This is a genomic window from Brevibacterium moorei, assembly GCF_024580735.1.
In the GTDB taxonomy this organism is placed as follows: Bacteria; Actinomycetota; Actinomycetes; order Actinomycetales; family Brevibacteriaceae; genus Brevibacterium; species Brevibacterium moorei.
Genome location: NZ_JANIJX010000004.1, coordinates 106,095 through 131,001, shown reverse-complemented (window position 1 = coordinate 131,001; position 24,907 = coordinate 106,095). Strand labels below are relative to the sequence as shown.

General features: G+C 65.8%; 24 protein-coding genes and 1 tRNA gene. 2 read left to right on the top strand and 23 right to left on the bottom strand.

Going from position 1 to position 24,907, the window contains the following annotated elements; translation table 11 throughout:
- Positions 1-125 precede the first annotated feature (125 nt).
- The gene (locus NQ034_RS04505; RefSeq protein WP_257047252.1) at positions 126-1,667 is read left to right on the top strand and encodes a coiled-coil domain-containing protein; all 1,542 of its coding nucleotides are present in this window, start codon (positions 126-128) and stop codon (positions 1,665-1,667) included.
- A gap of 40 nt (positions 1,668-1,707) precedes the next feature.
- Here NQ034_RS04505 and NQ034_RS04500 read toward each other — a convergent pair whose 3' ends face one another.
- Positions 1,708-2,013, bottom strand: coding sequence for an Rv1322 family protein (locus NQ034_RS04500; protein ID WP_257047251.1), 306 nt, complete (start codon positions 2,011-2,013; stop codon positions 1,708-1,710).
- A 35-nt stretch (positions 2,014-2,048) separates the two neighbouring features.
- On the opposite strand from NQ034_RS04500, the gene nucS reads away from it, so the two are divergent.
- On the top strand, positions 2,049-2,744 hold the full coding sequence (gene nucS, locus NQ034_RS04495; RefSeq protein WP_257047250.1) for an endonuclease NucS: 696 nt from the start codon (positions 2,049-2,051) through the stop codon (positions 2,742-2,744).
- A 59-nt stretch (positions 2,745-2,803) separates the two neighbouring features.
- Here the strand turns inward: nucS and murA are convergent, their stop codons facing one another.
- The 22 genes from murA to NQ034_RS04385 form a co-directional block, all read right to left on the bottom strand.
- A complete protein-coding gene (gene murA / locus NQ034_RS04490) occupies positions 2,804-4,096 on the bottom strand; it encodes a UDP-N-acetylglucosamine 1-carboxyvinyltransferase (RefSeq protein WP_257047249.1) in 1,293 nt (430 codons plus the stop codon).
- On the bottom strand, positions 4,097-4,561 hold the full coding sequence (locus tag NQ034_RS04485; protein ID WP_257047248.1) for a DUF2550 domain-containing protein: 465 nt from the start codon (positions 4,559-4,561) through the stop codon (positions 4,097-4,099).
- A 14-nt stretch (positions 4,562-4,575) separates the two neighbouring features.
- Complete coding sequence (locus NQ034_RS04480; RefSeq protein ID WP_257047247.1) at positions 4,576-4,836, bottom strand: F0F1 ATP synthase subunit epsilon; 261 nt, start codon at positions 4,834-4,836, stop codon at positions 4,576-4,578.
- 3 nt (positions 4,837-4,839) lie between these two features.
- Complete coding sequence (gene atpD, locus NQ034_RS04475) at positions 4,840-6,294, bottom strand: F0F1 ATP synthase subunit beta (protein ID WP_257047246.1); 1,455 nt, start codon at positions 6,292-6,294, stop codon at positions 4,840-4,842.
- A 36-nt stretch (positions 6,295-6,330) separates the two neighbouring features.
- Positions 6,331-7,257 carry a F0F1 ATP synthase subunit gamma gene (locus NQ034_RS04470; RefSeq protein WP_257047245.1) on the bottom strand — a complete coding sequence of 309 codons (927 nt, stop codon included), beginning with the start codon at positions 7,255-7,257 and terminating at the stop codon, positions 6,331-6,333.
- Positions 7,258-7,293: 36 nt separating this feature from the next.
- Positions 7,294-8,928, bottom strand: a complete 1,635-nt coding sequence (gene atpA, locus NQ034_RS04465; protein WP_257047244.1) for a F0F1 ATP synthase subunit alpha — start codon at positions 8,926-8,928, stop codon at positions 7,294-7,296.
- Between the two features lie 79 nt (positions 8,929-9,007).
- Entirely contained in the window at positions 9,008-9,814 is an 807-nt protein-coding gene (locus NQ034_RS04460) for a F0F1 ATP synthase subunit delta (protein WP_257047243.1), read from the bottom strand.
- A complete protein-coding gene (locus NQ034_RS04455) occupies positions 9,814-10,368 on the bottom strand; it encodes a F0F1 ATP synthase subunit B (RefSeq protein ID WP_257047242.1) in 555 nt (184 codons plus the stop codon). Before NQ034_RS04455 ends, NQ034_RS04460 begins: the two co-directional genes overlap by 1 nt.
- 22 nt (positions 10,369-10,390) lie before the next feature.
- Entirely contained in the window at positions 10,391-10,621 is a 231-nt protein-coding gene (gene atpE, locus NQ034_RS04450; protein WP_257047241.1) for a F0F1 ATP synthase subunit C, read from the bottom strand.
- A 121-nt stretch (positions 10,622-10,742) separates the two neighbouring features.
- Complete coding sequence (atpB, locus tag NQ034_RS04445) at positions 10,743-11,546, bottom strand: F0F1 ATP synthase subunit A (protein ID WP_257047240.1); 804 nt, start codon at positions 11,544-11,546, stop codon at positions 10,743-10,745.
- Positions 11,547-11,741: 195 nt separating this feature from the next.
- Positions 11,742-12,188, bottom strand: a complete 447-nt coding sequence (locus NQ034_RS04440; protein ID WP_257047239.1) for a Cg1360 family ATP-synthase-associated protein — start codon at positions 12,186-12,188, stop codon at positions 11,742-11,744.
- Positions 12,189-12,190: 2 nt separating this feature from the next.
- Positions 12,191-13,312 (bottom strand): MraY family glycosyltransferase, encoded by a 1,122-nt coding sequence (locus tag NQ034_RS04435; RefSeq protein WP_257047238.1) that lies wholly within the window; start codon positions 13,310-13,312, stop codon positions 12,191-12,193.
- Positions 13,313-13,315: 3 nt separating this feature from the next.
- On the bottom strand, positions 13,316-13,969 hold the full coding sequence (locus NQ034_RS04430; protein WP_257047237.1) for an L-threonylcarbamoyladenylate synthase: 654 nt from the start codon (positions 13,967-13,969) through the stop codon (positions 13,316-13,318).
- A gap of 81 nt (positions 13,970-14,050) precedes the next feature.
- Positions 14,051-14,911 (bottom strand): peptide chain release factor N(5)-glutamine methyltransferase, encoded by an 861-nt coding sequence (prmC, locus tag NQ034_RS04425; protein ID WP_257047236.1) that lies wholly within the window; start codon positions 14,909-14,911, stop codon positions 14,051-14,053.
- A gap of 2 nt (positions 14,912-14,913) precedes the next feature.
- Entirely contained in the window at positions 14,914-16,002 is a 1,089-nt protein-coding gene (prfA, locus tag NQ034_RS04420; protein WP_257047235.1) for a peptide chain release factor 1, read from the bottom strand.
- Entirely contained in the window at positions 16,002-17,915 is a 1,914-nt protein-coding gene (rho, locus tag NQ034_RS04415; protein ID WP_257047234.1) for a transcription termination factor Rho, read from the bottom strand. The genes prfA and rho overlap by 1 nt, the downstream gene beginning before the upstream one ends.
- A 303-nt stretch (positions 17,916-18,218) precedes the next feature.
- Entirely contained in the window at positions 18,219-19,181 is a 963-nt protein-coding gene (thrB, locus tag NQ034_RS04410; RefSeq protein ID WP_257047233.1) for a homoserine kinase, read from the bottom strand.
- A gap of 20 nt (positions 19,182-19,201) precedes the next feature.
- On the bottom strand, positions 19,202-20,521 hold the full coding sequence (locus NQ034_RS04405; protein ID WP_257047231.1) for a homoserine dehydrogenase: 1,320 nt from the start codon (positions 20,519-20,521) through the stop codon (positions 19,202-19,204).
- On the bottom strand, positions 20,511-21,944 hold the full coding sequence (gene lysA, locus NQ034_RS04400) for a diaminopimelate decarboxylase (protein ID WP_257047229.1): 1,434 nt from the start codon (positions 21,942-21,944) through the stop codon (positions 20,511-20,513). The genes NQ034_RS04405 and lysA overlap by 11 nt, the downstream gene beginning before the upstream one ends.
- A 55-nt stretch (positions 21,945-21,999) precedes the next feature.
- Entirely contained in the window at positions 22,000-23,640 is a 1,641-nt protein-coding gene (argS, locus tag NQ034_RS04395) for an arginine--tRNA ligase (protein ID WP_257047228.1), read from the bottom strand.
- 115 nt (positions 23,641-23,755) lie between these two features.
- Positions 23,756-23,828, bottom strand: a tRNA-Arg gene (locus tag NQ034_RS04390).
- A 48-nt stretch (positions 23,829-23,876) separates the two neighbouring features.
- Positions 23,877-24,806 (bottom strand): M15 family metallopeptidase, encoded by a 930-nt coding sequence (locus tag NQ034_RS04385; RefSeq protein ID WP_257047226.1) that lies wholly within the window; start codon positions 24,804-24,806, stop codon positions 23,877-23,879.
- Positions 24,807-24,907 lie beyond the last annotated feature (101 nt).

Below are 24,907 nucleotides of genomic sequence, written 5' to 3'. Positions count from 1 at the left end.
CCATCCCGGCGCCCTCCCCCACCTCCGTGGGACACGACCCGACGAATGATGGAGGTCCCAGCAATCCTCAACTTCACTCACTAGAGTTAACGGCGAAGCCAGGCCCAGACACACTAGGAGCGAACGTGACACCCCCCGAAGAGTTCCGCACGTCGATGCGCGGTTATGAGAAGAACGAGGTCGATTCCCGCATCGCGCAATTGCGCGGTGAGATCGACTCCCTGCGCAAGGCGCTGACGGATGCGCGCAGCCAGGTCATCACGGCCGATCGCGCCAAGCTCCAGATCGCAGGGGAACTCTCGGAGGCCAAGGCCCAGCTGAAGAAGGCCGCGGAGTCCTCCCCGGAGTCGCAGGGTGCACCCGGCAGCCGGATCGACCATCTGCTCAAGATCGCTGAGTCGCAGGCGAGGGAGACCCTCGCCCAGGCCACTGCGGATGCGGAGACGATCCGCAACAAGGCCCGCGCGGACGCCGCCAGTTCGCGCGCGCGGATGCGCACGGAGTCCAATGACACCCTGAATTCGGCGCGCAACGAAGCCGAAGCGATCAAACAGGCCGCCGAACTGCGCGCCAAGGAGACCACAACCGCCGCGCAGACGAAGGCGGAGGAACTGGTGGCCGCGGCACAGCGCAAGGCGGCACAGCTGCGCAGCGAGGTCGAGCAGGAGGCCTCGCAGTCCCGTGAGGCGCTCAAACGGGAGCTGTCCACGACCAGGGCGGACGCCCAGAAGGAAGTCGCCGATCTGCGCACCACGGCCAAGACGGAGGCCCAGCAGTTGCGCACCTCCGCCGCCGAGGAGTCCCAGAAAGTCAGGTCCGAAGCCGAGGCCGCTGCCAGGAAGGTCACCGAACAGGCCGAGGCCAAGGCGAAAGAACTCACCACTCGAGCAGAGAAGACGGCCGAGGAAGCCCAGCAGCGCGCCGACGCACTGGACGTCGAGCTGGCCAACCGGCGCCAGGCGCACGAAAAGGACGAACAGGCCCGCTTCGCCAAGGCGGCACAGGACAACGACCGGCTGACGAACGAGGCCAAGGCGCGTGCCGCCGAAGCGGACGAGGCCGCCACGCAGGCCGCCGCCAGGGCCGAGGCCATCCGCAAGGAGGCGCTGGACAAGGCCGACCAGATCATCGCCGATGGGAAGAAGCGCTCCCAGGAGCTCATCTCCGAGGCCCGCGCCACTGCCGAGGCGACCATTGAGGAGTCCTCGGCGGAGGCCAAGCGCAATGTCTCGGCCGCCCAGGCCCAGGTCGATCTGTTGACCAAACAGCGGCGCACCATCACAGCACAGCTCGAGCAGTTGCGCTCCATGTTCGCAGCCCCCGGGCTGTTCGACGATATCGACCTGGCCGAGGACAAGTCCGATCAGGTCAAGGCCGCGGCCTTCCCGACCGAGCGCATCGCCTCGGGTGAGGAACTCGATCAGCTCAAGGCACAGGAAGCGCCCAAGGGCGCTGCGGCACGCCCCAAGGACGCTCCCAATACCCCGTCGCCTGCCCGGGGCACCGGCGGAGTCAAGGCGAAGGGGCGTCTGCAGTCCGACGGCGGTAGCGCCAAGGACGCGGCGCCTTCCGCCGATACCGAGGCCAAACAGCCCCAGACGAAGCCCCAGGAGCAAACCGACGCACCCACCGAGTCGTTGCCCCGGAACAACAATCGGAACCGCTGAGGTCCGGGCTCTCCGAACCCGGTTCCGGCTTCAACGCCCGTCACCGCCTACGGTGGCGGGCGTTGAAGCACGAGGTGTGCCAGTGCCTGCGGTGGGCCAGCCCGACTCCCACGCCGAATTCGTCCTCGGAACGCCAGGCCACCGTGTGGGGTGTACCCGCCGGCAAGTCCTGATTGCACCCGGGGCAGGTGTAGACCTTCCCCGATGAGTTCCCCCGTACCGACTGGACCACCCATTCGCCGTCGGGGCCCTCGACCACATGACGGATCGAATTGAGTGAGATACCCAGTTCATGGGTCTCCCTTTGCCATTTGTTCTTTCTACGCGAGTTCGAGGATCGAGGCATGTCCCCTATTTTGTCATGCGGTAGAGTGGTCTGCCGTGCGTTTGGTTGTAGCGAAGTGCTCAGTTGATTATTCCGGCCGTCTGGCCGCCCATCTCCCCGCCGCGGATCGAGTCCTCATGCTTAAGGCCGATGGTTCGGTCCTGGTTCACTCCGACGGCGGCTCGTACAAGCCGCTGAACTGGATGAGCCCGCCGGCAACCGTGCGGGTCAGCGAACCAGACGCGGAACAGGCCGCCGCCGGCGCACAGGAGATCTGGCAGGTCGAGCACAAGAAGACCGGTGACAGACTGGTCATCACGATCTTCGCCGTCCATACGGACACCAGTTACGATCTCGGGGTGGATCCGGGTTTGATCAAGGACGGCGTCGAGGCCCATCTGCAGGAATTGCTGGCCGAGCACATCGAAACGCTCGGCACCGGTTTCGCAACCGTGCGCCGCGAGTACATGACGGCGATCGGACCCGTCGACATCCTGGCCAGGGACTCCGCAGGCGGCGCAGTGGCGGTGGAGATCAAGCGCCGGGGCGAAATCGACGGGGTCGAACAACTGACGCGCTACCTGGAACTGATGAACCGCGATCCGCTCCTGGCGCCGGTCGCCGGCGTCTTCGCTGCGCAGGAAATCAAACCGCAGGCCCGCACACTGGCCGAGGACCGGGGCATCCGGTGCGTGGTGCTGGACTACGATGCGCTGCGTGGGATGGACGACCCGGAGACCCGTCTCTTCTGAGGAGCCGGGCCCACGCCCCCACCTGGGCTCTCCCCGGCCGGGGTCAGACCGTGCTCGGCTCAGTCGATGTCGAGTACGGTCGCACGCTCGATGCGCTCGATGTCGGCACCCAAGGATTTGAGCTTGTCCACGAAGAACTCATAGCCGCGGTCGATATGGCTGACCCCGGAGATCTCCGATACCCCGGTGGCGGCCAGGCCGGCAATCGCCAATGCCGCACCGGCCCGAATGTCCGAGGCCTCCACCTCGGCACCGGAGAGTTCGGGAACCCCCGTGATGAGCGCATGATTACCGTCGACGGATACCTGTGCGCCCAGCCGGGCCAGCTCGTTGACGAACCGCCAGCGTGCCTCGAACAGGTTCTCGGTGACGTATCCCTCACCATCGGCGACCGCGTTCAGCGCGATCGCGAAGGGTTGAAGGTCGGTGGGGAATCCAGGATAGGGCAGGGTGGAGATGCGCACACTGTGCGGGCGCGTCGGTCCGGTGACCCGGAAGCCACCGCCCACGGCCTCGACCCGTTCGACCACGGCACCGGCAGTTTCGAGTTTCTCGAAGACATGCGGCAGCAGTTCGGTACCAGCGCCATGGACCTCGATCGAACCACCGGTGATAACGGCGGCGAAGGCCCACGAACCCGCCACGATGCGGTCCCCCACACAACGATGGGTCACCGGGTGCAGTTCGGAGACCCCTGAGATGGTCAGCTGGGAAGTGCCGATCCCCCGGATATCCGCACCCATTTCGACGAGCATCGTGCAGATATCGACGATTTCGGGTTCTTTGGCCGCATTGTCCAGCACGGTGGTGCCATCGGCCAGCACCGCCGCCATCACCAGGTTCTCCGTTGCTCCGACCGAGGGGAAATCAAGGTGAAAGTGCGTACCGTGCAGGCCATGGGGTGCTGCCGCGACGAAGTAGCCGTGATCCAGGTGGACCTCGGCGCCCATCTCCTTCAGGCCCGCTTCATGCAGATCGAGCCCGCGCGAACCGATCGCGTCGCCGCCGGGCAGGGCGACCTGGGCCTGCCCCATCCGGCCCACCAGGGGGCCCAGCACGGAGATCGAGGCGCGCATCGCACGGACCAATTCGTAGTCCGCCCTGATCCCAGGTGCCGCGGGGACGTCGATGGAGACCTCACCGGCCTGCGCATCGTAGTCGATCGTGCAGCCCAGGCGCTCGAGCAAACGGACCATGATTGTCACGTCCAGAATCGCCGGGACGTTGACGATGGTCGAGCGGCCGGGGGCCAGCAGGGTGGCGGCCATCAGCTTGAGCACGCTGTTCTTCGCACCGCGGACCTCGACCACGCCGTTCAGCCGGCAGGGCCCCGTCAACCGGAGGACCTCCATTTAAGTAAACCGTCCCATCGAATGATTGAGTCCAGGTGGCGCGGATTCCAGCCACGAGGAGAACGCCGCCAGTGGTTCGCCGGCGATTGCGCAGGAAAACGTGCGGGGCGCTCCGGCGAAACCACCGGAGACGATATCGACCACGATTGCCCCGGGCTGCAGGCTCGGCTCCTCCGTCGGCTCGGGCGCGCGGCGCGCGGCGATCTCGATATCAGCGCGCGGCAGGGTCAGAGCGGGCTTGGTGTACAGCCCGAACAGTGGGAACCACTGAAAGGACTCGACGCCGAGTACGGCGAAGCCCAAACGCCAACGTGGGCGGGATTTCTCCGCGCCCACGTGCATGGTGCATTCCACAGCGCCAGGCCTTCGTGAGAGGGCCCGGCGCCGGGAAATGAGAACGGCGACGTAGACCGCTACCAGCCCTACCAACGAGAGCAGAATAATCAGTAGGTACGTAGGGTTCACGTCGCGCGCTCTTCTTATTTGATCAGCTCGGCGGAGTCCGCGGCCACCGTGACATCGTCACGGTTGACGGACAGAAAGCCTCCGTCCGAATGGACCTTCACCACATCGCCGGACGGAGTGGTGATCGTGACCTCGCCGGGGGCCAGAACGCCCAGCACGGGCTCGTGCCCCGACAGGATGCCGATCGAACCGTCCACGGTCTTCGCCGACACCCGGGTCGCTTCGCCCGACCAAACGGCGGCGTGTGCTGCGGCCACGGTGACGTTGAGAGCCATGGATCAGTTCTCCTTCTGCAGCTCGTCGTAGTTGCGCAGAACGTCTTCGATCGGACCGACATTGAAGAAGCACTGTTCCGGAATGTGGTCGTAATCGCCGTTGCAGATGCCGTTGAAGCCGTCGATGGTGTCCTTGATGGAAACCGTCGAGCCCTCGACGCCGGTGAACTGGAGAGCGGTGTAGGTGTTCTGCGACAGGAACTGCTCGATGCGACGGGCACGGTGCACGGTGACTTTGTCCTCTTCGGACAGTTCGTCGACACCGAGGATCGCGATGATGTCCTGCAGTTCCTTGTTCTTCTGCAGGATCTGCTTGACCCTGACCGCGCAGTCGTAGTGGGCCTGGCCCACGTACAGCGGATCGAGGATGCGCGAGGTCGACGTCAGCGGGTCCACGGCCGGGTACAGACCACGCGATGCGATATCGCGGTTGAGCTCGGTCGTCGCGTCCAGGTGGGCGAAGGTCGTCGCCGGAGCCGGGTCGGTGTAGTCGTCGGCGGGAACGTAGATCGCCTGCATCGAGGTGATCGAGTGACCACGCGTCGACGTGATCCGCTCCTGCAGAACGCCCATCTCATCGGCCAGCGTCGGCTGGTAGCCCACGGCCGAGGGCATCCGGCCCAGCAGCGTCGAAACCTCGGAGCCGGCCTGGGTGAACCGGAAGATGTTGTCGATGAACAACAACACGTCCTGGTTCTGGACATCGCGGAAGTACTCCGCCATGGTCAGACCGGTCAGGGCGATGCGCAGACGGGTGCCCGGCGGTTCATCCATCTGGCCGAAGACCAGTGCGGTCTTGTCCAGCACGCCCGACTCGTCCATTTCCATGATCAAGTCGTTGCCCTCACGGGTCCGCTCGCCGACGCCGGCGAAGACGGAGACACCGCCGTGGTCCTGGGCCACACGGGTGATCATTTCCTGGATCAGCACGGTCTTGCCGACGCCGGCGCCGCCGAACAGGCCGATCTTGCCGCCCTGCACGTACGGTGTCAGCAGGTCGATGACCTTGATGCCCGTTTCGAACATCTGGGTCTTCGACTCCAGCTGGTCGAAGTTGGGCGCCTCGCGGTGGATGGACCAACGCTCGGTGATCTCGTACGGTTCGTCGATCATCGAATCGTTGAGCACGTCACCGGTGACGTTGAAGACCTTGCCCTTGGTGACATCGCCGACCGGCACCGAGATGGGTGCACCGGAGTCGACGACCTCCTGGCCGCGGACGAGGCCGTCGGTCGGCTGCAGGGAGATGGCACGGACGATGCCGTTGCCCAGCTGCAGTTCCACCTCGAAGGTGATCTTACGCGTGCCCTCGGCCAGGTCCACGTGCGTGGTCAGGGCGTTGTAGATCGAGGGAACCGCGTCGAGCGGGAACTCGATATCAACGACCGGGCCGATAACACGGGAGATCCGACCAATGGTCCCTTGGACCTGGGGGGTTTCCGAAGTTGTGGCAGTCATGTCTACTTTCTTTTCTGCTCTCTGTTACAAGCTCACTCAGTCGGCGACCCCGGACGAGGCCAGCGCATCGGCACCGCCCACGATCTCGGAGATCTCCGCCGTGATTTCCGCCTGACGCGCGTTGTTGGCCAGTCGGGTGTACGTCTTGATCAGCTCATCCGCATTGTCCACGGCGGTGTTCATGGCCTGCTGACGCGCAGCCTGCTCGCTCGCCGAGGCGTTGAGCAGTGCGGCCAGAATACGCGATTCGATGTACTTCGGCAGCAGTGCGTCCAGCACGGCCTCCGAACTCGGCTCGAATTCGTAGAGGGGGAACACCTCGCCGCCGGCCGCCGGTGCCTGATTGCCCGGAGCCTCGGGGGCGTCCACGACCTCCAGCGGCAGCAGCCGCAGGTATTCCGGGTCGTAGGCCACGCTCGACTTGAAGCGGGTGAAGACCAGGTAGAGCTCATCGACGCCGCCGCCGGCGCTGCCTGCTTCGAAAGAACCGAGCAGCGTCTGGCCGATCTCGCGGGCGTCCTCGTAGGTCGGGGTTTCGGAGATCCCGGTCCACGAGCGCTCGATGGCACGGTCGCGGAACGTATAGTAGGTCTCCGGCTTCCGGCCGACGGTGTACAGCTTGACCTGCTTCCCCTCGGCCTGCAGCAACTCGACGAGTTCCTCGGCCTGCTTGATCACATTCGAGGAGTAGGCGCCGGCGAAACCACGGTCGGGACCCATGACGACGACAGCCGCGCTACGGACATCTTCGCGTTCCGTCGTCAACACGTGGTCGACATTCGACAGGGTCGCAACCGCCGACACCGCGCGGGTCAGGGCCTGTGCGTAGGGCGTTGAGCCCTTGACCCGCGCGATCGCCTTCTGGATCCGGGACGCAGCAATGAGCTCCATCGCCTTGAAGATCTTCCGCAAGGACGATGTGGAGCTGATCTTCGCTTTGAAGACCCTCTGCTGAGCACCCATGGAGTATTCCTTTCCTTAAGCGTCGTCGGGCAGCGCTCAGCGCTGCTTGACGATCTTCTCCTGTACGACCTCGTCCGAATCCGCGGCGTCGTGCGCCTCGGTTCCGGCTTGGACGCCAGTGGAGGATCCGGCCTGGAACTCCTTCTTGAAGTCCGTCACCGCGGTCTTGAGCTGGTCGATCAGATCACCGGACAGCTTGTCCTTGAGATCGCGGATGGTCTCCAGCAGATCCGTCTTGCGCTCCAGGTAGGCATGGAATTCCGCCTCGAAGCGCAGCACGTCGTCGACCGCCACGTCATCCAGGTAGCCTTCCGAACCGGCCCACACGGACACGGTCTGCTTCTCGGCGGGCATCGGGGTGAACTGACCCTGCTTGAGCAGTTCCATCAGACGGGCACCGCGTTCCAGCTGCTGCTTGGTCGCCGGGTCCAGATCGGATGCGAACATCGCGAAGGCCTCGAGCGAACGGTACTGGGCCAGCGAGATCTTCAGCGTGCCGGACACACCGCGCAGCGGCTTGGTCTGGGCCGAACCGCCAACACGCGAAACCGAGACGCCCACGTCGACCGCAGGACGCTGGTTGGCGTTGAACAGGTCCGACTGCAGGAAGATCTGGCCGTCGGTGATGGAGATGACGTTGGTGGGGATGAACGCACCCACGTCGTTCGCCTTCGTCTCGATGATCGGCAGACCGGTCATCGAACCGCCACCCAGTTCGTCCGACAGCTTCGCGCAACGTTCCAGCAGGCGGGAGTGCAGGTAGAAGACGTCGCCGGGGTACGCCTCACGGCCCGGCGGGCGACGCAGCAGCAGTGAAATGGCGCGGTAGGCCTCGGCCTGCTTGGACAGATCGTCGAAGACGATGAGGACGTGCTTGCCCTCGTACATCCAGTGCTGGCCGATCGCGGAGCCCGCGTAGGGCGCCAGGTACTTGAAACCGGCGGGGTCGGAGGCCGGGGAGGCGACGATGGTCGTGTACTCCATTGCGCCGGCCTCTTCGAGGTCGCGCTTCACGGAGGCGATCGTCGAGCCCTTCTGACCACAGGCGACGTAGATGCAGCGGACCTGCTTCTTCGGATCGCCCGACTCCCAGTTGGCCTTCTGGTTGATGATCGTGTCGAGCGCGATGGCGGTCTTACCCGTCTTGCGGTCGCCGATGATCAGCTGACGCTGACCACGGCCGATCGGAATCATCGCGTCGATGGCCTTCAGACCCGTCTGCAGCGGTTCCTTGACCTCTTTACGGCTCATCACGTTGGGAGCCTGCAGCTCCAGCTCGCGATGTCCCTCGGCGACGATCTCGCCGAGTCCGTCGATCGGGGCGCCCAGCGGGTCCACGACGCGGCCCAGGAAGTTGTCGCCGACCGGCACGGAGAGCACTTCCCCGGTACGGTAGACTTCTTGCTCCTCCGCGATCGTCGAGAACTCACCCAGCACGACGACGCCGATCTCGCGTTCGTCGAGGTTCTGGGCCAGACCCAGCGTCCCGTCCTGGAAGCGCAGCAGCTCATTGGCCATTGCGCCGGGCAGACCGGAAACGGTGGCAATACCGTCACCGGCGGTGACGACCTTGCCGACCTCTGTCTTGTCTGCGGCCTGCGGCGAGTACGTGTCCACGAACTTGCCCAGGGCGTCCCGGATCTCCTCCGGGCGAATTGTCAGTTCCGCCATTGCGGTTTCCCTGCTTCCTTTACGTGTGTTGCGTGCGACCGTACGCGCGGCCGCGGATCAGCGTCTATTACGTGCGGTATCAGCTGGCCAGACGGCGTTTCAGTTCGGCCAAGCGGTCCTGGATCGTCGAGCTGATGACCTCGTCGCCCACCTGGACCCGCACGCCGCCGACCACGGTCGGATCGACCTTGACGTTGAGTGCGAGTTCACGACCGTAGGACTTGCCCAGTGCCGCGGCAAGCTTCTCGGCCTGGCCCGCGTCCAGCGGTTTGGCAACGGTGACATCGGCGACCGAACGGGCCTGTCGGGCCGCCAGCACCGCACTGTACGATTCGAGGACCTCCACCACGCGTTTGCCGCGCGGGTGGGCCACCGCCTGCTTGACCAGGCTCAGCGACTCGGGGGCCACCTTGCCGGCCAGCAGGGCATCCAACAGGCCGAACTTGGCGTCGAGCCCCGCGGTCGATTCCACCGCGCGATCCAGGTCGTGGTCCGCGGCGAGCAGCCGGGTGAAGCGGAAGACCTCTTCTTCCACGGTACCCAGCGCACCCCGTGCCTGCGCCGAGGCGGCCAGGCACGTGATACCGGACTGTTCCAAACCGGTCAGCAGGTCCTGCGCGCGCACCCAGCGCAGTGCAACGATCTGCTTCGCCAGGCCAAGCGCGTCTGCCGTGACAACGGAGGAGAACAACGAGTCCAACAGACCGTTCTTCGCGTCCACCGTCAGCGCGGCGTCGGCCAGAGAACGACGCAGCGCGTAGTTCTCCGCCAGCACGCCCACAATGCCCAGCAGATCCTGGCCCAGAGCTGCGGGGTCGCCCGCTTCGATCCGGGCCGAGGCCTGCTCAAGCGCCGTGGTCAGAGAGTTCCTGCTTGACTGCAACATCACTCATCACCGGAGACCTTCGCCGGAGTCTGGGCATCCAGATCGGCGATGAAACGATCGACGACGGCAGCCGACTTGGCATCGTCTGCCAAGGACTCGCCGACGATCTTGCTGGCGAGATCCGTGGCCAGAGTGCCGACCTCACTGCGGAGTGAAACCAGTGCGGCCTGACGCTCGGCCTCGATCTGGGCCTTGGCGTTCTCGGTGATACGATCGGCTTCCGCGCTCGCGCGGTCCTTGAGTTCCGCACGGATCTTCTCACCGTCGGCGCGGGCCTCTTCGCGCAGTCGCGCGGCTTCGGCCCGTCCTTCGTTGAGCTGCTGCTGGTACTCCTGGAGAGCGGCATCGGCCTCTGCCTGAACCTTCTCCGCCTTTTCAATTCCACCCTGAATGCGCGCTGCGCGTTCGTCCAGGGTCTTCTTGAACGAGGGAATGACGAACTTCCACACGATCAAGAAAAGGACGATGAAGATTACCGCACTCCAGACGATGTCGTAGACGGCGGGAATCAGCGGGTTCTGCGCTTCTTCCGCGGCCAAAATCATCGGAGTCATTTACGGTTTGTCCTAACTCTTATTACGGCAGGAAGAAGGGGGTGGCGATGCCGATCAGAGCCAGGGCTTCAATCAGGGCGATACCGATGAACATGAGGCCGCGCAGCTGGCCGGCCATTTCGGGCTGGCGGGCGGTGCCCTCGATGGTCTTACCGATGACGAGGCCGACACCGATGCCGGGGCCGATGGCCGCGAGGCCGTAGCCAACGGTCGAAAGCGAACCGTTCACTGCTGCTTCAGCGAGAATATCCACGTTGGATGTTTCCTTTCGGTTTGGACTCCGGAGGCTTACCGGAGCGAGTAACGTCGAGCGTTACAGATCTATGGGCCGGACCTTGTCCGACGGCTGACCGGGGTCGCATGGACCCGCGGGGTCAGTGCTCGTCGGAGATGGCCTGGTTGATGTAGACGGCGGCGAGCAGGGCGAAGATGTACGCCTGCAGGACCGCGATCAGAATTTCGAGGAGGGTGACGAAGAATCCGCCCAGGATGGTGACGACGCCGAAGACCTTGAAGCCCATCGAGGCGTCGAAGAAGAAGAACCAGGTCGCCGAGAAGCACAGCACCAACAGCAGGTGGCCGACGATCATGTTGCACAGCAGTCGCAGCGTCAGCGTGAAGGGCTGGATGACGAACTTGGTGAGGAACTCGATCGGGATCATCAGCACGTGCAGCGGCCACGGCACACCTGGCAGGATCAGGGAGTCCTTCAGATAGCCGCCCAGGCCCTTCGCCTGGATACCTGCGATGTGGTAGGTGAAGTACACGACCAGGGCCAGCACCAGCGGCACGCCGATGACCGAGGCGCCGGAGATGTTGAGGAACGGAATGAAGCCGGTGACGTTCAGCCCGAGGACCATGAAGAAGATGGTGGCGATGACGGGAAGGAACTTCTCCCCGTTCTTCTTGCCCATCGTGTCCTGCGCGATACCGACGCGCACGAAGTCCCAGAGCATTTCCATGCAGGACTGGAAGCGTCCGGGGACCAGCTTCATCTTGCGCGTGCCCAGGAACAGCAACAGCCCGATGGCGATGGCACCGACCAAACGGACCAGACCGACGCGGTTGAGCTCGAAGGGGGTACCGGTGAACAGTACGCCGCCGGGGAAGAACTCACTGATGGCCGGCGCATGGAACTCCGCCAGAACTGTCATATTGCTCGCGATCGACAAATCCACTTTACGGTTAATCTCCCGGTATCAGGCCCGTCGACTTCGACGTGGCGGGCCTTGGTGGCACCCGACCGCGGTCGCCCGCGGGAGGTGGTATGGCTGGTGCGTATGCGGATCTCCGCTACACACCGTAGAAACTCTACCAATTTACGTGTTGAGTTCACAACTTCTTCTCAACACTTGGATGAGGTGACCCTGCTCTCAGTGGGCGTCCCGCCCCGCCTCGGGATCGACATAGGGAACACGGGCCTTGAGCATGGTGAGGACTTCCAACACGGTGGTCAGCAGGACCGCGGCGATGATGGTGAAGAAGGCGACGGGCCCGGACAGCCACTGTGCGTCCTTGATCGCCCAGATCATGATCATCAGGATGAACGCCTTGACGATGAAGGCCAGACCCAGCAGGCCACCCAGGATGCCCACGTCCAGGTCACGTCCGAAGTACATGATGACGACGCTGAGCAGCAGGAACACTGCGGCGATTCCCGCGCCGATCCCGGCTCCGGCCAATCCACGGGATCCGGCGAACAGGCCGCCCAGGGCCAGTGAGACCACGGCCACGACGACCTCGATGAGGACGGCGCGCAACACCAGGGTACGCAGCACCGCACGCCAGCGTGACTGGACTTCGGTTTCGTTCTTCGGCATTCTCAGGAGTCCTTTCGGGCCAGGGCGCGTGCCACGCGCCTGCGCCGCAATAACGGGTAGAAGGTCAACAGCAGCGTCGCCAACAGGGCTATCACCAGTCCGGCGACCACGTATCGTACGTCGAACAGCAGGAAGGCGACACAACCATAGGCAACCACGGCGGTCCACAGGTACATGATGAGCACGGCATGGGCATGGCTGTGCCCCAATCGCAGCATTCTGTGGTGCAGATGTTTGGCGTCGGCGGTGAATGGTGACTTGCCCGCCGCCATCCGGCGCACCACCGCCAACAGCAGATCGATCAGCGGCAGCGCCATCACCGCCAACGGAAGCAGGATCGGCAGATAGGTCGGCAGCGCCCTGGTACTGGCCAGCGCGGCAGGGTCCACCTGCCCGGTGACCCTGATCGTCGAAGCCGCGAGCAACAGGCCGATGAGCATCGAGCCAGAGTCCCCCATGAAGATTCGCGAGGGATTGAAGTTGTGGGGAAGGAAGCCGATGCACGCGCCGATCAGCACGGAGATGATGAGCGAGGCGAGGTTGGCGTAGCTGTCCACCGCCGTGGCCCTGGCCAGCATGTACGAGTACACGAAGAATGCCGAACCGCCGATCGTCACCACCCCGGCGGCCAGTCCATCGAGCCCGTCGACGAAGTTCACCGCGTTGATCGTCACAAGGACCACGAGCACGGTCAGCACCAGGGACATCCTGCTCGACCCGATGATCACCGAGTTGAAGGGAATGGACAGCAGTGCCACCCCATTGAGCGCCATAAAGCCCGCGGCAATGGTCTGACCGGCCAGTTTGGTCAACCAGTGCAGGTCCCAGATGTCGTCGATGACGCCCAACAGGCACAACAGTGCTGCCGCGCCGGCGACACCGATAACGGGCCCCGGAGCTTCGAACAGGTCCTCCAGGAAGGGCGTGCAGCTGGCCATCAGCAGGCCCACCATCACACCGCAGAAGATCGCCACCCCGCCCAGTCTGGGCGTCGGCACGGAGTGGACGTCGCGGGCGCGCAGCGCCGCGAAGATCTGCCCGCGTTCGGCGACCCGCCTGACCATCGGGGTGACGAGATAGGAGACGATCGCCGAGACGAAGACGATGAACAGATATGCGCGCACGGATCAGCTGTGGTCGAGATCGAGCAGCTCGGGCACGATGGCCTTGAGCGCATCGTAGGAAATCGGGCCGGTGCGCACAATGCGCGGAGGGACGGCGGTCATGTCGACGATCGTCGAGGATCCCTGGCCGGCCACAGGTCCGGCATCCAGGTAGAGCGAGACCTTGTCGCCCAGCATCTCCTGGGCCCGTCCGATTTCCTCGGCGGCGGGATCACCCGAGGTATTGGCCGAGGACACCGCCAATGGTCCCGTTTTGGCCAGCAGTTCGAGGGTTAGTTCGTGGTCGGGCATGCGCAGCGCCACGGTCCCGTGGGTCTCGCCGAGGTCCCACTGCAGGGCGGGCTGGGCATTGCAGATGATCGTCAGGGCGCCCGGCCAGAATTCCTCGGCCAGGGCGATCGTCTGTTCGGTCAGGCCCTCTGTCAGCGCGTAGAGCGTATCGACCGATGGCACCAGCACGGGCGGGGGCATATCGCGGCCGCGGCCCTTGGCCAGCAACAGATCCCGCACCCCGGCCGGCGAGAAGGCGTCTGCCGCGATTCCGTAGACGGTATCCGTCGGGACAACCAGCAGTTCCTCATCGCGGACGGTGCGCACGGCCTCGCTCAGGACCAGGTCGCGGATATCATCGTTGCGCAGATCGTAAGTGCGCGCCACAGCTATACATCCTCCAGTCGTGTGCCGGGCGTCCCTCCGGCGTCCACTGTGTTGTGGGCACCGCGCCTCCCGGATCGCCGCTCAGACCGGGGCGCACCCGGTCGTGAAACGGCTCCTCCCAGTGTAGTCGGCATGCGTGGTCACCTGGACGAAGCCCGCCGAAACGTAGGCATCCGCCACTGCCCTGGCCTGTTCCTCTGCGTGTTCCATCGCGAAAAACCCGCCGGGGCGCAGCAGTGTGCGCGCACGCGGAATCAACCGCAGGGGGAAGTCCAGGCCGTCCTCGCCCCCGCCGAACAGCGCCAGGGCCGGATCGCTCGCAGCGACCTCGGCGGTGACCCTGCCTGCCGGCACATAGGGTGGATTGGACACGACTGCGTCGAAGGGTCCACCCGCGTAGGTCAGCGCATCCCCGGCCACGATCTCGACAGAGGAGTCCCCCATGCCCTCGAACGCGGCCGCCAGATTGCGCCGCGTGTACTCCAGGGCCGCGGGCGAAAGCTCCACCGCGGTCACCGCCGCGGCCTCAAGTTCGCCGGCCAGTGCTAACGCGATCGCCCCACTGCCCGCACACAGATCGGCGATCGCAGGGGATGCCAGATGTTCCCCGGCACACCAGTCGAGGACCGCCTGGACCAGCAGTTCCGTCTCCGGGCGTGGGATGAAGACTTCCGGGCCGACCGTGAGTTCCGAATAGCGGAAGGGCGCGGTGCCGACAATGTACTGCACGGGTTCACCATGCTCCCGACGGCCCAGATAGCCGGTGAACGCGGTCACCACGGGATCGGGGACCGGTTCGCCCAGGAGACGGGCGCGGTCCAGGCCGCGCCCGTCACGGTCCCAGGCGTGCGCCAGCAGCAGCCGTGCATCCGCGGGTCCGGACGGGTGCCCGGCAGCGGCCAGGCGTTCGGCTCCGGCGGCCAGCAGTGTGCCGACGTCCACGCTCAGCCGATCGATTCCAGCCGCGCGGCGCGTTCGGACGCGCGCAGGGATTCCACGACCTCGTCCAAGCGCCCGTCGAGCACCTGATCGAGGTTGTAGGCCTTATAACCCGTCCGGTGGTCGGTGATCCGATTCTCCGGGAAGTTATAAGTCCGGATCCGCTCCGAGCGATCCACCGTGCGGACCTGTGAGCGCCGCTGGTCGTTCGCCGCGGCGGCCGCCTCCTCCGCCTGTTTGGCGAGCAGACGGGCCCGCAGGATGCGCAGCGCCGCCTCCTTGTTCTGCAACTGGGACTTCTCGTTCTGGCAGCTGGCCACAATCCCCGTGGGCAAGTGGGTGATGCGCACGGCGGAGTCCGTCGTGTTCACCGACTGCCCGCCGGGTCCAGAGGACCGGTAGACGTCGACGCGCAGATCGTTCGGATCGATCTGCACCTCATCGGGTTCGTCCACTTCGGGGAACACCAGCACCCCGGCCGCCGAGGTGTGGATCCGGCCCTGCGATTCCGTCACCGGAACGCGCTGCACCCGGTGAACGCCGCCCTCGTACTTCGTCCAGCCGTAGACCCCGCCGTCCTTGGACTTCACGGCCAGCTGGATGTCCTTGTACCCGCCGAGCGCGGATTCGGTCGAATCGAGCACCTCGGTCGACCAGCCGCGGTGCTCGGCCCAGCGCTGGTACATCCGCACCAGGTCGCCGGCGAACAGGGCGGATTCCTCTCCGCCCTCCCCCGCCTTGACCTCGATGATCGCGTCGCGCGCATCATCGGGATCGCGCGGGACCAACAGATCGCGCAGGTGCGCGAGCAGCCGCTCCGACTCCTCTGCCAGGGCCTCGGCCTCCGCGGCGAACGCCGGATCCTCGGCGGCCAGTTCCCTGGCCGCCTCGATATCGTCGTCCACCGCGTGCAGCCGATGATAGGTCTTGGCGATCTGGTCCAGTTCGGCATACCGCCTGCTGAGCTTGCGGGCCCGGCCGGCATTGGCGTGCACGGCCGGGTCGGCGAGCTCCGATTCGATTCGGGAGTGTTCGTCCAGCAATGACCGGACACTGGTCTCCAGGGATTCGAGATCGCCCTGCCCGGTGCTCATCAGTCGTCCGTCGCCGACTTCGGCAGCGGCGTCGTCTTCTGTACCTGCAGCAGGAATTCGGCGTTGGAGCCGGTTTCCTTGAGCTTCGAGATGAGCAGTTCGATGGCCTGCTGCTGTTCCAGTCCGGACAGCAGGCGGCGCAGCTGCCACATAACCTTGGTCTCGGTGGGCGTCATGAGGTTTTCCTCGCGGCGGGTCCCGGAACCGTTGACGTCGACGGCGGGGAAGATGCGCTTATCGGCCAGCTGGCGCGACAGGCGCAGTTCCATATTGCCGGTGCCCTTGAACTCCTCGAAGATGACCTCGTCCATCTTCGACCCGGTCTCCACCAGTGCGGTCGCCAGGATCGTCAGAGAACCGCCGCCTTCGATATTGCGCGCTGCGCCGAAGAACTTCTTGGGCGGGTAGAGCGCATTGGCATCCACACCACCGGAGAGGATCCGGCCCGAGGCCGGCTGGGCCAGGTTGTAGGCGCGGCCCAGGCGGGTCAGGTTGTCCAGCAGCACGACGACGTCCTTGCCCATCTCCACCAGGCGCTTGGCCCGCTCGATGGCCAGTTCGGCGATGGTCGTGTGGTCGTCGGCCGGCCGGTCGAAGGTCGAGGCGATGACCTCGCCCTTGACGGCCCGCTGCATGTCGGTGACCTCTTCGGGGCGTTCGTCGACGAGCACGACCATCAGGTGGACCTCGGGATTGTTCGAGGTAATCGCATTGGCGATCTGCTGCATGATGGTGGTCTTGCCGGCCTTGGGCGGGGCGACGATCAGGCCGCGCTGCCCCTTGCCGATCGGGGACACCAGATCGATCAGCCGGGTGCTCAAACCCTTCGAGGTGGTCTCCAGGCGCAGCCGCTCCTGCGGGTACAGCGGAGTCAGCTTGCCGAATTCCACGCGGCGCTTGGCGTCTTCGGGATTGAGTCCGTTGACGCTGTCCAGGCGCACCAGGGCGTCGAACTTCTCCCGCTTGCCGCTGCGTTCGCCCTCGCGGGCCTGGCGGATCGCGCCGACGATCGCATCGCCCTTGCGCAGTCCATTGCGCTTGACCATGTTCGCCGAGACGTAGACGTCACCGGAGCCGGGCAGGTAGCCCGAGGTGCGCAGGAACGCGTAGTTGTCGTGCACGTCGAGGATGCCGCCGACGGGGATGAGCACGTCATCGGGCCGGATGTCCTCATCGCCGCGCTCGCGGCGGTTACCGCGCTTGCGATCGTTGCGGCCCCGGTTGCGTCCGCGGCGATCGTCGTCGCGGTCGTTGTTGTGCCCGTTGCCGCGCTCATTGCGGTCCCCACGGTCGTTGCGGTCTCCGCGCTCATTGCGGTCATTGTCCCGGCGATTGCGGCCGTTGCCGCGCTCGTGGCGGTTGCGCGGCGCTTCCTCAGCGGGCTTGTCGGCCTCGGCCTGCGCGGCTTCCTGCTTCGCGGGCTCGGTCTTGGCCTCCTGGCGCCCTGCATCCTCGCGGCGGTCGCGGCCGTTGCGGCTGCGCGAACGGCGGCCACGCTGCGTGTCCTCGGTGGGCTGGGCGGGCTCTGCCGGGGCTTCGGATTCGGCCACGGCTGCGGGCGCGGCTGCGGCGGCCGGAGCCTCCTTGGCCGACTGCCGGGGCTTGCGCGCGCGGGTCGGCGCTCCCTCGACGGGTTCGGCGTCGGACTGCGGCTGTGCGGCCTCGGCCTGAGCCGGCTTGCGCTCGGCCCGCTTCGGGGCGGCCTGCTTGGCGGGTGCCTGCGCCGCCGGAGCGGAGGTCTGCTGGGGCTTGGCGCCGGAATTGGCAACCTGGATCGCGGCGATGAGTTCGCCCTTGCGCAGGCGGCGGTATCCCTTGATGCCGAGGCCGGCGGCGATTTCCTGCAGCTGCGGCAGGCGCAGCCCGGTCAGGCTGCCCGTGGGCGCGGATTCGGCATGAGTAGCTTCTGTCACGAAGGTTTCCTTCTCCCTCGTAGGCCGTCGCCCGCAACATATGGCCGGGCACGGCGGTGGACTCCACGCGTAATGCGTGATTGTGAGAATGGTTTGGAACATGGGTCATGTTCGAAACGCTAAGAGAAGTTCCCGTACGCCGGGCGAAAGTACCGTGGCAGAAACAACGGGGCTTGAAAGGGCTCATCCGTAGATCTTCGACGGGAACGCTATAAGTTTAACGCCTCTTGCGCCGAATAGGCGAATCGCGGTCATCACAGGTGCCTGTGATGACCGCGATCCCATACACACGACCGCCCGAGCTCAGGCCCGCGGGCCCACACTCAGTGCGGTGGCCTCGACTCCGGCCTGGCTGATTCCCACCGGCAGGAACTGCGCGGTGTCCCCCGAGAGCACGGTGACGACCTGCTCGAACAGGTCCTCCTGATCACCCAACACCGCCACCGTGGGTCCGGCCCCGGAGATCACTGCTGCCAGCCCGGCCGAGCGCAGTGCGTCGACCCGTTCCAGGGAGCGGGCCATCGCCGGCCGCCGGTAGTTCTGGTGGAGCCGGTCGACGGTCGCCTCGAACAGCAACGCGGGATCATTGCCGATCGCATGGACGAACAGACCCGCCACCGCGGAATTCGCTGCGGCGTCCGCATGCGGGACCGTGGTGGGGATGAGCGAGCGGGCAACTGCCGTGTCGAGCCGCTCGGCCGGCACGATGAGCACCGTCGAGACATCCTCGTGCACGGGGATCGACACCGATTGCGGCGCCCGATGAGAATCGATGAAGCTGATCGTCACCCCTCCGAACAGAGCAGGTGCGGCGTTGTCCGGGTGGCCCTCGAACTTCGTCGCCCAGGCCAGGCGCGCGGCAGCGCCCAGCTCCCCCAGTCCGCGGCCCTGCAACAGGGAATCCGCGACGGTGATGCCCGCTACGACTGCCGCCGCGGACGATCCCATTCCGCGCGACTGCGGGATCCGGTTGCGGCACTCCAGACTCAGCCGGGCTGCAGCGTCCAGGCCCCGCGAGGCCATGACCTCGCCGGCGACCCGGTGGATCAGGTGTGAGGTGTCGGTGGGCAACTGGCCCTCCCCCTCGCCGCGCACCCGCACCGCTTCGCGCGGGTCGATCGGCTCCGGGTGCAGGGTCGCCGATACCTCATCGCACAGGTCCAGTGCCAGGCCGAAGCTGTCGTAGCCGGCGCCCAGGTTGGCCGAGGTGGCCGGGACCCTGACCTGGACGCGCTGCGCCGCAGAGCCCACCCGCTGTGTTTTCATGGCGTCCTCCACGTGCCGTCCTACAGACCCTCGATACGAAGCACCGAGAGCACTCCGTTGACGGCGTCGAGTCCCCGCAGGGCGTCCACCGTCGCGGCCAGGGCGGACTCCCGCGCCGAGTGCGTGGCGATGACCAGCTTCGCCGCGTGCAGGTCCTCCGGGGTCCCCGGCTCGGTCAGGCGGGTCTGCTGGACCAGTTCGATCGACACGTCGTGGGCCGCGAACACCTCGGTGATCCGCGAGAGCACACCGGGCCGGTCCGCCACGTCGAGCGTGATCTGATAGTGGGTGGTGATCTCGCCGATGTCCAGCACCGGCAGGATCCTGCCCTCACCGTGCTCGTACATTCCGCGACCGCCCAACACCTTGCGGCGGGCCACGGACACGATGTCGCCGAGCACCGCCGAGGCGGTCGGGGCACCGCCGGCACCCTGGCCGTAGAACATCAGCTGCCCGGCCGCCTCGGCCTCGACGAAGACCGCGTTGAAGGCCCCGCCCACCTGGGCCAGGGCGTGATCGGCCGGGATCACCGCCGGGTAGACGCGGGCCGATACGCCCTGTGTGCCATCGGCCGCCACGATGCGCTCGCAGATAGCCAGCAATTTGATGGTGAAGCCCTGGGCCGCTGCGGTAGCGATCATATCCGGGGTGATCGAGCTGATGCCCTCGACGGGCACCTGATCGATCGACACCGGGGTGTCGAAGGCCAGTGAGGCCAGGATGGCTGCCTTGGCGGCTGCATCGTGTCCTTCGATGTCGGCGGTCGGGTCGGCCTCGGCGAAACCCAGCTCCTGGGCGGTGGACAGGGCGTGGGAGAAGTCCCACCCCTCCTTCTCCATCTGGTCGAGAATGTAATTCGTCGTGCCGTTGACGATCCCCATGACCTTCGTGATCTCATCGCCGGCCAGCGAATCGCCGACCGGGCGGATGATCGGAATGGCACCGGCGACCGCGGCCTCGTGTTCCAGACGCACCCCGGCATCATCCGCTGCTGCCATGAGCTCCGCGTAGTGTGCGGCCAGCAGGGCCTTGTTCGCCGTGACTACCGAGGCGCCGGCGGACAGGGCCTTGAGGATCAGCGTCTTGGCCGGTTCCATCCCGCCCATCAGTTCCACCACGATGTCGGCACCGGCGATCGCGGATTCCGCATCGGTGGTCAGCAGCTCCCGGGGCAGTCCGGGGCGCTCGGCAGCGAGATCGCGCACGACCACGGCGCTCAGTTCCAGCTGGGCTCCGATCCGCGAACCGATGGCCGTGCGGCGGTTGAGCAGCCGGGTCGCGACCTCGGTGCCGACGACACCACAGCCGAGCAGGGTGACCTTGAGCGGATCAGTTGTCATGGATTGCATTCCTCATTCCGGGATCGGCTGCGAACAGCTGCACATAGGTTTCCGGTTCCAGCACCCACTGGACGCCGTCGGGGGCCACTCCGAGGATTCCCGGACGCAGCGCCATATTGTAGTTCGAGGCCAGTGGTCGGCAGTACGCTCCGGTGCCGGGGACCGCCACCAGATCGCCGGCACGCACATCGGCCGGAAGGTATTCATCGCGTACGACGATGTCCCCGGATTCGCAGTGCTTGCCGACGACGCGCACTACGACCGGCTGTGCCGCAGAGGCACGCGATGCGAGAGTGCACGAATAGTCCGCGTCGTAGAGCGCTGTGCGGACATTGTCGCTCATTCCCCCGTCGACCGACACATACGTCCGGATGCCGGTATCCGTGGTCACCGGTTTGACCGTGCCGACTGTGTAGAGCGTGCACACGGCCGGGCCGATGATGGACCGGCCGGGTTCGAAGGACACCACGGGCAGATCCGTCTGCGCCTCCGCGCACACCCGGGAGATCACCGCAGCCAACTGCTCGGCCATCTGCGCGGTGGGGATCGGGGTGTCCTGAGAGGTGTAGCGCATCCCGAAGCCACCGCCCAGATCGATCTCCGGCACACCGACCCCGTGAGTGCTCTGCACCTCGGCGCGCAGCTGCGCGATCCGGGCTGCGGCGATTTCGAAACCGGCCTTGTCGAAGATCTGTGAGCCGATGTGGCTGTGGAAGCCCAACAGCTCGAGGTTGGCGGCCGCAACGATCCGGGCCGCGGCCTCGTGCGCGGCCCCGGTGGTCAATGACAGCCCGAACTTCTGGTCCTCGTGAGCTGTGGCGATGAAGTCGTGCGTATGCGCCTCGACGCCCACGGTGACCCGCACCATCACCCGGGCGCGGACTCCCCTGGCCGCCGCCAGTCGGTCGACCCGGTCGATCTCGGCCAAGCTGTCGACTACGATGCGCCCGATCCCCCAGTCCAGGGCCAGGGCGATCTCGGCGTCGGATTTGTTGTTCCCGTGCAGTCCCACGCCCGCCGGATCGACCCCTGCAGCTCTGGCCGTCAGCAGTTCACCGTAGGAACAGCAGTCGATGCCCATGCCCGATTCCGCTACCCAACCGGCGATCTTGGTCGTCAACAGGGCCTTGCCCGCGTAATACGAACGAGCCGAGGTGCCGATCGCGGCGAACGCGGCGGCGAAGTCCGCAACGAAACCCCGCGCACGCTCCTGCAGGTCCTCGATGTCGAGCAGGTACAGCGGGGAGCCGTACTGTGCGGCCAGTTCGTCGACCCGGTGCCCTGCGATCCGCAGGACTCCATCGGCTCCCTTCACCGCGTGCCGGGACCACAGTGAGGGCATCAGGGCGTTGACGTCATCGGGATAGGGCAGCCACACGGGCGAGGGCCCGGCGTGCATAACACCGGAGATATGAGCGGGCATGGGGGTTCCTTCTGCACGGGGCCCGGACCCCGGCCGCCGGGGCCGGGGAACCGGATTACATGTGGTCGGGGGCGCTGACGCCCAACAGGTCCAGGCCATTGGCCAGCACCTGTGCCGTCGCCCGGTCGAGTACCAGGCGCGAGGCGTGGGTCGCAGTGATCTGCTCATCCTCGCGGGGGGTGACACGGCAGGCGTCGTACCATTTGTGGAAGTTCCCGGCCAGGGCCTCGAGGTAGCGGGCGATGCGGTGGGGTTCGCGCAGTTCCGCGGCCTGGGCCACGACTCGCGGGAAATCGGCCAGAGCGGCCAGCAGCACCGCTTCGCTCGGATCGTTCAGTGTTTCCGCTGCGAAATCGGCGGCGTCGATACCCGCGGCCACTGCCTTGCGCTCGACACTCTTGGCACGGGCGTGGGCGTACTGCACGTAGTACACGGGATTGTCGTTGCTGGCAGAGCGCAGGACCTCGGGATCCAATGTCAGCGGGGAATCCGCCGGAATGCGCGCCAGCGAATACCGCAGCGCGTCCTTGCCCAGCCACTGGACCATATCCCGCAACTCGATGATATTGCCCGCGCGCTTGGACAGCTTGGCCCCGTTGACGCTGATCAGCTGGCCGATCAGGATCTCGATGTTCTTCTCCGGATCGTCTCCGGCGGCCTCCACAATCGCCTTGAGGCGTCCCACGTAGCCGTGGTGATCGGCCCCGAGCAGGTAGACGGCCCGGTCGAAACCGCGATCGCGCTTGTTGAGGTAGTAGGCCGCGTCCGCTGCGAAGTAGGTGGGAGCGCCGTCGCCGCGGATCAGCACGCGGTCCTTGTCATCGCCGAAAGTGGTCGTGCGCAACCACACGGCGCCGTCCTTGTCGTAGACGTGCCCCTGCGCCCGGAGCCGGGCCACGGCGTCCTGCAGAGCGCCTGATTCGTGCAGGGTGGTCTCGGAGAACCACACGTCGAAGGCCACATCGAAGTCCCGCAGAGTGGCCTGGATGTCGGCCAGCTGCACCCGGTAGGCCTCGGCACGGACCTCGGCGTGAATCGCGTCCTCGTCCGCTGTGGCGTATTCCGGATGGGCGCGCAGCAGTTCATCGGCGATGTCCTGGATATAGGCGCCCGGATAGCCGCCCTCGGGAACCTCGCGGCCGTGCATGCGCGCCAGGACCGAATTCGTGAAGGTGTCCATCTGGGAACCGGCGTCGTTGATGTAGTACTCGCTGGTGGTCTGGGCCCCTGCCGCGCGCAGAGTCCTGGCGATCGCATCGCCCAGCGCGGCCCAGCGGGTATGCCCGATGTGCAGGGGCCCGGTGGGGTTGGCCGAGACGAATTCCATGTTGATCTTCTGTCCGGCCAGGCTCTCGCCATGTCCGTAGCCGTCGCCGGCTGCGACGATGTCGGCGGCGAGCTTTCCGGCAGCACCCGCGGAGACGGTGATGTTGAGGAATCCGGGACCGGCGACGTCCACCCGCTCGACGCCGGGGACGCCACCGAGGATGTCGGCCAGCCGCTGGGCGAGTTCGCGCGGGTTCAGCCCTGCCTTCTTCGCCGTCTGCAGTGCGACGTTCGTCGCCCAATCGCCGTGTTCGCGGTTCTTCGGTCGTTCGACGACCAGTTTGGCCGGGACCTCGATCGGGGTTTCCAGCGTGGGATTGAGGTCAGAGATGGCCGCGACGATGGCGGTTTTGAGTTCTTCCGGAGTCACAACACCCTAGGGTATTACCTGGAGTGCGCGCAGGTCTATTCCCACCCGGGGAAGTGTCCGTATCCGGAGATGCAGAAGTCCCCCGGAACTGTGTTCCGGGGGACTTCTATCACTGTGCCCGCGAAAGGATTCGAACCTTCGACTTTCTGCTCCGGAGGCAGACGCTCTATCCACTGAGCTACGCGGGCAACAACCAGACCAGTGTATCCATAAGGTCCGGCCGATGGCAAATCGGGTCAGTGACCCTTGATGTCCTTACGTGCGGGGACGTACTCCCAGTGCCAGGGCTCATGGCTGTTGCGCTGCGCCCAATCCGGATTCTCCCAGCCGTATTCCGCGGCGTGCTTCTGCAGCCAGTCCCACTGTGCGCCCGATTTGTCTGGCACTCCCCCCGCCATGTCGAGGGCGATCCCCCAACCGTGCAGGGAGGTGCCGGCCTTGGCCGCGAATCCGGGCTTGCGCTGGGCCACTGAGATCTGCGATTCCAGGGACCGGTAGGAGTCGGTGATCTTCATAGACTTACCCGTGTCCTTCTTGTACGCCGCGTTCATCCGGGCGAAGGACACCGCCGCGTCGGCGCGCAGCTTGTGCCCGCCCACGCCGATCTTGCACAGCCAGTCGGCGGGCAGCTGCCCATTGGTGACCTGCTGGCCGGCCGGCACCTTCCCTGAGCATCCGGGCAGTGTCTTCTTGACGACCAGCCGGGATGCGGCCTCCGCCTTCGAACCGCTCTTGCCGACGATCGAACCACTGCGATCCACTGCGCCGCCCGCCGTGCTGCCCTCATTCGAACCGGCATCCACCGCCTCGGCCTTGAGCGTGATCGTGTCGGCACCCTTGGCGGCCTCCGCCACCCGGTCGACGGTCGTGACCGTCTCCGGTTCCTTCAGGCCGCCGCCGGTGAGCACCACCGCGGCAAGGGCCGCGCCGGCCACCACGACGGTGCCGGCTGAGGCGACGCCGATCCGCTTGCGCCGCTTGAGGCGGCGCACCAGTGACCCATCGGAACCCCGGAAACCCGGCCGATCGGCCACGGTGGCACGGACGATCTGCACATCCTCCGCCGCAGGGGACGCCTCCGTTGAAAACGATGCTGGCACCCCGGCATCCTGCGCCTGGCGCTGCTTACGAAGGTCACGCCTGCGCACGATCGGCGAATCGTCCACCTCAGTTACTCCAAACCTCGACACGGCACCCGAACCAGCGGCGCCACACAACTTTATAACGGTAGCATAACGGTTCTTCCCGTCATTGTCACCGGATTGTT